This is a genomic window from Streptomyces sp. NPDC059853 (genome assembly GCF_042731495.1).
Taxonomy (GTDB): Bacteria; Actinomycetota; Actinomycetes; order Streptomycetales; family Streptomycetaceae; genus Streptomyces.
The window spans coordinates 1-7,021 of sequence record NZ_JBHWJL010000275.1; the positions used below are offsets into that span (position 1 = coordinate 1).

Annotated in this window: 8 protein-coding genes; 2 read left to right on the forward strand and 6 right to left on the reverse strand. The window is 71.8% G+C overall.

Translation table 11 applies throughout. The features are described from left to right. Positions 1-20 precede the first annotated feature (20 nt). The 4 genes from ACFV5N_RS22505 to ACFV5N_RS22520 form a co-directional block, all read right to left on the reverse strand. Entirely contained in the window at positions 21-1,718 is a 1,698-nt protein-coding gene (locus ACFV5N_RS22505; protein WP_385602745.1) for a methylmalonyl-CoA mutase, read from the reverse strand. Between the two features lie 78 nt (positions 1,719-1,796). Beyond that, the gene (locus tag ACFV5N_RS22510) at positions 1,797-2,165 is read right to left on the reverse strand and encodes a DUF3817 domain-containing protein (protein WP_385602748.1); all 369 of its coding nucleotides are present in this window, start codon (positions 2,163-2,165) and stop codon (positions 1,797-1,799) included. A gap of 44 nt (positions 2,166-2,209) precedes the next feature. Then, entirely contained in the window at positions 2,210-2,719 is a 510-nt protein-coding gene (locus ACFV5N_RS22515) for a MarR family winged helix-turn-helix transcriptional regulator (RefSeq protein ID WP_385602750.1), read from the reverse strand. Positions 2,720-2,932: 213 nt separating this feature from the next. Then, positions 2,933-3,277: a DUF3817 domain-containing protein gene (locus ACFV5N_RS22520; RefSeq protein ID WP_385602753.1), complete on the reverse strand. Its 345-nt coding sequence runs from the start codon at positions 3,275-3,277 to the stop codon at positions 2,933-2,935. 78 nt (positions 3,278-3,355) lie between these two features. Between ACFV5N_RS22520 and ACFV5N_RS22525 the strand changes: the two genes are divergently transcribed. After that, the gene (locus tag ACFV5N_RS22525) at positions 3,356-3,835 is read left to right on the forward strand and encodes a MarR family winged helix-turn-helix transcriptional regulator (RefSeq protein ID WP_385602756.1); all 480 of its coding nucleotides are present in this window, start codon (positions 3,356-3,358) and stop codon (positions 3,833-3,835) included. 131 nt (positions 3,836-3,966) lie between these two features. On the opposite strand, the gene ACFV5N_RS22530 is transcribed toward ACFV5N_RS22525, so the two are convergent. Beyond that, on the reverse strand, positions 3,967-5,451 hold the full coding sequence (locus ACFV5N_RS22530) for a sensor histidine kinase (protein WP_385602759.1): 1,485 nt from the start codon (positions 5,449-5,451) through the stop codon (positions 3,967-3,969). After that, complete coding sequence (locus tag ACFV5N_RS22535; protein ID WP_385602762.1) at positions 5,444-6,118, reverse strand: response regulator transcription factor; 675 nt, start codon at positions 6,116-6,118, stop codon at positions 5,444-5,446. Before ACFV5N_RS22535 ends, ACFV5N_RS22530 begins: the two co-directional genes overlap by 8 nt. A gap of 124 nt (positions 6,119-6,242) precedes the next feature. On the opposite strand from ACFV5N_RS22535, the gene ACFV5N_RS22540 reads away from it, so the two are divergent. Continuing rightward, a complete protein-coding gene (locus tag ACFV5N_RS22540) occupies positions 6,243-6,935 on the forward strand; it encodes a PepSY domain-containing protein (RefSeq protein ID WP_385602765.1) in 693 nt (230 codons plus the stop codon). Positions 6,936-7,021 lie beyond the last annotated feature (86 nt).

Consider the following 7,021-nt stretch of genomic DNA (forward strand, 5'->3'; position numbering starts at 1 on the left):
GCTCGGGGGCGGGAGCGACCCTAGAAGCCGGGCGGCTCGGTGTAGACGCCCCACTCGTCCTTGAGCGCGCCGCAGATCTCGCCCAGGGTGGCCTCGGCGCGGGCGGCGGCCAGCATCGGCTCGATCATGTTGCCGTCGGTGCGCGCCACCCGCACCAGCTCCGCCAGGGCCGCCCGGACCGCCGCGTCGTCGCGGGCGGCGCGGCGGGCCGCCAGGGTGCGTACCTGCTCGTGCTCCACCTCGTGGCTGACCCGCAGGATCTCCAGCTCACCGGTGACCGAGCCGGTGTGGCAGTTGACGCCGACGATCCGCTTGTCGTTCTTCTCCAGGGCGCGCTGGTACTGGAAGGCGGCCTCGGCGATGTGCCCGGTGAACCAGCCCTCCTCGATGCCGCGCAGCAGCCCCGAGGTCATCGGCCCGATCGGGTGCTCCGCGCGCCCGGCGCCCAGCTCCCTGATCTGCTCGAAGATCTTCTCGGCGTCCGCCTCGATCCGGTCGGTGAGCTGCTCCACGTACCAGGAGCCGCCCAGCGGGTCGGCGACGTTGGTGATGCCGGTCTCCTCCATGAGCACCTGCTGGGTGCGCAGCGCGATCTCGGCGGCGCGTTCGCTGGGCAGGGCCAGGGTCTCGTCCAGGGCGTTGGTGTGCAGCGAGTTGGTGCCGCCGAGGACGGCGGACAGCGCCTCGACGGCGGTGCGCACCACGTTGTTGTACGGCTGCTGGGCGGTGAGCGAGACGCCCGCGGTCTGGGTGTGGAAGCGCAGCCACAGCGCCTTCTCGCTGGTGGCGCCGTAGACCTCGCGCATCCAGCGGGCCCAGATCCGGCGGGCGGCGCGGAATTTGGCGATCTCCTCGAAGAAGTCGAGGTGGGCGTCGAAGAAGAAGGAGAGCCCGGGAGCGAAGGTGTTGATGTCCAGGCCCCGGGACAGCCCCAGCTCGACGTAGCCGAAGCCGTCGGCGAGGGTGTACGCCAGCTCCTGCGCCGCCGTGGCCCCGGCCTCGCGGATGTGGTAGCCGGAGACGGACAGCGGCTTGTAGGCGGGGATGGTGCGGGTGCAGTACTCCATCAGGTCGCCGATGAGCCGCAGATGGGGCTCGGGGTGGAACAGCCACTCCTTCTGGGCGATGTACTCCTTGAAGATGTCGGTCTGGAGCGTGCCGTTGAGGACGGCCGGGTCCACGCCCTGGCGCTCGGCGGCCACGAGGTACATGCAGAAGATCGGGATCGCCGGGCCGCTGATGGTCATGGAGGTGGTGACCTCGCCGAGCGGGATGCCCCGGAAGAGGATGTCCATGTCGGCGGCGGAGTCGATGGCCACCCCGCAGTGGCCGACCTCGCCCAGCGAGCGGGGGTCGTCGGAGTCGCGGCCCATCAGGGTGGGCATGTCGAACGCGACCGAGAGCCCGCCGCCGCCGGCGGCCAGGATCATGCGGTAGCGCTCGTTGGTCTGCTCGGCGTTGCCGAAGCCGGCGAACTGCCGGATGGTCCAGGTACGGCCCCGGTAGCCGGTGGGGTGCAGGCCGCGGGTGTAGGGGTACTCACCGGGCCAGCCGATCCGCTCGAAGCCCGTGTAGGTGTCACCCGGACGGGGGCCGTAGACCGGGTCGACGGGGTCACCGGAGAGGGTGGTGAAGTCGGCGTCGCGCTTGCGGGCCGCGTCGTACCGGTCCTGCCAGCGACGGCGGCCCGCGGCGATGGCATCGGCGTTGGTACCCATGAACCCAATTTACTTGGACGTCCTAGTATATGTCGAGTGACATGCGCCGGTGCGCGGGTCCACCGCACCGGCGCGGGATCAGACCTTGCTGAGAGAGCCGGACGCGCCCTGCGCGCCCTCCCCCTCGCCGTCCTCGCCGTCCCCGGCGATCAGGGGCTTCACCTCGGCCACCACCTTGGGCTCCACGAAGAACGCGGCGAACGGGATGCTCCCGGCCACCAGGATCCACAGCAGCTTCCCGAACGGCCAGCGGGCCTTCTGGCCCAGGTCGAAGGCGACGACCAGGTAGACCATGTACAGCAGGCCGTGAGCCTGGGAGACCACGAAGGTGAGATCCTCACCCTTGCCGAATCCGTACTTGAAGACCATGCAGGTGCTCAGCACCAGCAGCATCACAGCGGTGACATAAGCCATGACCCGGTAGCGGGTCAGCACGCTCTGCTTCATGCGGCGCAGCCTATCGGGTCATACCGGACGGCCCGGAGGCGGGCTCACTCCCCGGCGAAGTCCCCGGACGCCACCCGCAGCGGGCGCAGCATCGCGAAGATCTCCGCGCACTCCTCGGCGTCGTAGGCGCCCAGACCGAAGTCCATCGCCATCAGGTCCCGGGTGGCCGCGTCGCACACCTCGCGCCCCTTGTCGGTGATGGAGGCGAGGGTGCCGCGGCCGTCGTTCGGGTTGGGGCGCTTGGTGACCAGTCCCGAGCGCACCAGCCGGTCGATGGTGTTGGTGACCGAGGTGGGGTGCACCATCAGCCGCTCACCGATCTTGGACATGGGCAGCTCGCCGGCCTTGCTGAAGGTCAGCAGGACCAGGGCCTCGTAACGGGCGAAGGTGAGGCCGTACGGCTTCACGACGGCGTCGACCTCGGCGAGCAGGATCTGCTGGGCGCGCATGATCGAGGTGATCGCGGTCATGGCGGGCGCGGGCCCCCATCGCCGCTTCCACAGCTCATCGGCGCGGGCGATGGGGTCGAACGGCAGGCTGAGCGGCTTCGGCACAGCAAGACCCTACCCGCTGGTCACATCCGGCGCGGAGGCGTCTCATTCCTCGGCCGGACAGGGCCTGACCTCCCCGGCGGACGGGACCCCGCCGGTCACCGGGACGGCGGGGGCGGTCGCCTGCCGGGGCCGCCTCGCCCGGCGCCGACGGGTGCGGGCCCCGGGCAGCCGGGGCGGAGTCCGGAGTCCTTCGAACGGGGGAAATCGGGCCCGTCAGGCGTTGACGACGCCCTCGCGGCGGGCGCGCAGCGCGATCACCGCGTCCTGCTCGGTGCGGCGCAGGCTGCGCTCGGCGAAGAACCCGCCCAGCGGGATCACCGACATCGCGAAGTAGTAGGCGGCGGTCTTGAGCGGCCACTTCGCGCGGTTCCAGGCATCCGCCCAGAAGAGGACGTAGGCGACAAAGAGGGCACCGTGCACCGCGCCCATGACGGGCACGGCGTTGAAGTCGGTGGTCCGCTTGAGGACGGAGCACACGAGGAGCACCAGGAAGGAGATCGCCTCTGGGGCGGACACCAGCCGGAGCCGTCGCAGGGCGGAGACGGTCTTGAGGTCCATGCGTGCGATTCTCGCAGCCGCCCTGACGATCATTCCGGGCGGGGGCGGGGTCGGAACGCGCGGCTATTGTTCGGGATTATGGACACCGATACCGGCACCCGCTGGCTGTCCGAGGTGGAGCAGCGTGTGTGGCGCACCCACCTGGACGTCAGCAAGCTGCTCATGTACCAGCTGGAACGGGACCTCCAGCCGTTCGGCCTGACCATGAACGACTACGAGATCCTGGTCAATCTCTCCGAGTCCGACGAGCGCAGGATGCGCATGAGCGATCTGGCGGCGGCCACGCTCCAGTCCAAGAGCCGGCTCTCGCACCAGATCACCCGCATGGAGAGAGCCGGGCTGGTCCGCAGAGAACACTGCGACTCCGACAAACGCGGCCTGTTCGCCGTGCTGACCGACCACGGCTGGGAGACCATGCGGCAGGTCGCCCCGCACCACGTGGCCTCGGTGCGGCGGCACTTCGTCGATCTGCTGCCGGCCGAGTCGCTGGAGGTGCTCTACGAGGCGCTGGCCCCCGTCGCGCGGCACCTGCACGGCGAGCGCGGCGGGCGGCCCTGACCGCGACGGGCCGGGAGCCCGGGGCACCGTTCCCCCTTCTTCCCGCCGCCGTCTTCCCGTTCCCCGTCTCCGCCGTCCACCCCTGTCCCTCCTGAGTCTCCTCCCGTGCGGCCCCCGCGCCGCCGCTGCTGCTAGGTGTCGTCCCCCTCCTCCCGGCCCACCGGGAGGACGAGCCGGAACAGGGCGCCGCCCCCGGGGGCGTCCCGCACCGTGAGCGCCCCGTGATGGCGCAGGGCCACGTCGCGGGCGATGGCCAGCCCGAGCCCGGCGCCGCCCGCGTCCCGGCTGCGCGCGTCGTCGAGCCGCACGAAACGCTCGAAGATCCGCTCCCGCTGGTCCGCCGGTACCCCCGTTCCGTCGTCCGCCACCTCCAGGACGGCCTGCCCGTCCTCGGAGCGGAGGGATACCCGTACCGTCGCCACCGCATGCCGCAGGGCGTTGTCGCACAGATTGCCGACCACCCGGGCCAGCTGGCCCTTCGAGCCGGCCACCGTGACTCCGTCCAGTTCCGCGCGCACCGTGAGGCCCGCGCCGGCCACCAGGGGCTCCCGGGCGGCCAGCTCTTCCCTGACCAGCGCGGTCAGGTCCACCCGCCGCCCGGCCACCGGCTGCTCGCCCGCGTCCAAGCGGGCCAGCAGCAGCAGGTCCGCCGCCAGCTCCTGGAGCCTGACCGTGTCGTGGACGGCGCCCGGCAGGTCCAGCAGGTCCGGGTGCGCCTGGCCCACCTCCAGCTGGGTGCGCAGCGAGGCGATCGGGCTGCGCAGTTCGTGCGAGGCGTCCGCGACGAACCGCCGCTGCCGCTCCACCGAGGCTTCCAGCGCCGCGAGCGTCTCGTTGGTGGTGATCGCCAGCCGCCCCACCTCGTCGTGCGTCGCGGGCTCCGGCACCCGGCGGGAGAGGTCCGCCGAGTGAGTGATCGCCGCCATCTCCCGCCGGATGCCCTCCACCGGGCGCAGCGCGCGCCGGGTGACCAGCCAGGTGACGGCGGCGACCACGGCGAGCAGCACCGGGATGCCGATCAGCATGGAGGTGCGGACGCTGTCCACCGCCGCCTGTTCGACGTCCAGCGGCGCACCGGCGAACACGACGGTCTCCACCCCGGCCGGGGTGGTCACCTCGACGACGGCGAACCGGTACGCGGCGGAGGCACCGGCCACCGTGGCCTCGCCGGTGACGAAGTCGATGTCCTCGTCCACCTCGCCGGGCCCGAGCCGGCGCGCGTCCTCGTCATCGTCGTCATCGTCGTCGTCATCGTCGGGGTCGCGGGGCGGGTCACCGGGGCGGCCGGGGTCGGCGGACGAGGGGTCGGCCACCCGTACCGCGCCGCTCTCGGTGCCGCTGATCGCCTCCAGACCGGAGGTGACGGCCAGCAGCCGGTCGTCGTCGGCGTCCAGCACCTGCACGGGGCCGCTGCTGCCGTCCAGGTCGAGATCCCCGAACTCCGTGCCGGTGGCCAGCTGCCCGGCCACATCCCGGGCGGTCACCTCGGCCCGCAGGTCCACCTGCTCGGTCAGCTGTGAGCGCAGCGCCACCAGCATCAGCACCGCGGCGGCGACCAGCGCCACCGCCACCACCACGGTGGCCCCGGTCGCGGCCTTCGCCCGGACGCTAGCCACGGGGGTCCGCCAGCAGCCGGTACCCGGCTCCGCGCACGGTGTGGATCAGGCCGGGGCCCAGTTTGCGGCGCAGGGCGCTGATGTACACCTCGACGATGTTGGGGTCGCCGTCGTAGGCGAAGTCCCAGCCGTGTTCGAGGATCTGCGCCTTGGAGACGACCTCGCCGGCCCGGGAGGCCAGATGCTCCAGCACGGTGAACTCCTTGGCCGTCAGGGTCACCGCCGCACCGCCCCGGCTCACCTGCCGCTTGACCCGGTCCACCACCAGGTCGCCCACCCGCAGCGCGGGCGCGCCGCCGCCGGTGCTGCCGCGCCGCCGCAGCAGGGCGCGGACCCGGGCGACCAGCACCACGTACGAGAACGGCTTGGTGAGGTAGTCGTCCGCCCCGGTGTCCAGTCCCTCCGCCTCGTCGTACTCGCCGTCCTTGGCGGTCAGCATGAGGATGGGGGTCTCGTCACCGGCGGCGCGCAGCGCGGCGCACACCCGGTAGCCGTTCATGCCCGGAAGCATGATGTCGAGAATGATCAGGTCGTAGTCGCCCTCGGTCGCCCGGTGCAGTCCGTCGGTTCCCGTGTGCACGACATCGACGGCGAAGCCCTCGGCCGTCAGGCCCTGGGCGAGGGAGCGGGCCAGCCGCGTCTCGTCCTCCACAATCAGCAGGCGCATGGGGGACAGCTTCGCAAATCGTTCCTGAAGAGGTCTTCAGCTGTCTTCAGGCTGCCTTCAGCAAGGGTGCGCGAGGGTACGGAACGTCAGCGCGACACACGACGAAGACATCGGGGAGTCCCTCATGAAGCGCAACACCCTCATCGCCATCGCCGCCGCCGGGGCCGTGATCGCGGGCGGCACGATCGGCGGAGTGGCCCTGGCCTCCGGCTCGGATGACGGGGAGCAGGAGCTGCGGGGTACGGAGCAGGCCGCGGCGGCGGTGGACGTCTCGGACCGCGACGACGACGGCCGGGACGAGGACCGGGACGACCGGGACGACGACGCGGAGCGGGAGCAGGGCCAGGACGCCGGGCAGGACGCCGGGCAGGACCAGGGCCGGGACGGAAGCGGGAACAGCCCGTACAGCCGGGTGGTCGCGCTGGCGCTGGGCGAGGCGCCCGGATTCGTCACCGACCTGGAGCGGGACCGGCGGGACAACGGCACCGTGGTGTGGGAGGTGGACATCTTCGGCACCGACGGCCAGTGGTACGACGTCGAGATCAACGAGGACGGCACCGAGGTGCTGCGCAGCCACCTCGACAACGACGACGACGATGACGACCGGCAGGTCATCCCCGACTCCGGCACCGACATCGTGGAGGCGATCCTGATCGCCGAGCAGCACACCGGCGCCGTCTTCAAGGACGCCGACCTCGACGACGACGGCCGCCACTGGGAGATCGAGCTGCGCGGCGACGGCCACGAGCACGAGGTGAAGGTCGCCGTGGCGACGGGCGAGGTCACCGCGTACGAGAAGGAGAACGACGACGACTGACCGGGCACGGGTCCGGTGGACCGGGGCGGGGCGGCGGACAGGAGGTTACGCCCCCCCCCCCCCCCCACACCTACCGGGCGAGCGGC

Bases quoted from the DNA above. Each gene is read 5' to 3' on its own strand.
- ACFV5N_RS22535 (WP_385602762.1), bottom strand. From the start codon at position 6,118: ATGCGCCTGCTGATTGTGGAGGACGAGACGCGGCTGGCCCGCTCCCTC.
- ACFV5N_RS22520 (WP_385602753.1), bottom strand. From the start codon at position 3,277: ATGGACCTCAAGACCGTCTCCGCCCTGCGACGGCTCCGGCTGGTGTCC.
- ACFV5N_RS22510 (WP_385602748.1), bottom strand. From the start codon at position 2,165: ATGAAGCAGAGCGTGCTGACCCGCTACCGGGTCATGGCTTATGTCACC.
- ACFV5N_RS22540 (WP_385602765.1), top strand. From the start codon at position 6,243: ATGAAGCGCAACACCCTCATCGCCATCGCCGCCGCCGGGGCCGTGATC.
- ACFV5N_RS22505 (WP_385602745.1), bottom strand. From the start codon at position 1,718: ATGGGTACCAACGCCGATGCCATCGCCGCGGGCCGCCGTCGCTGGCAG.
- ACFV5N_RS22525 (WP_385602756.1), top strand. From the start codon at position 3,356: ATGGACACCGATACCGGCACCCGCTGGCTGTCCGAGGTGGAGCAGCGT.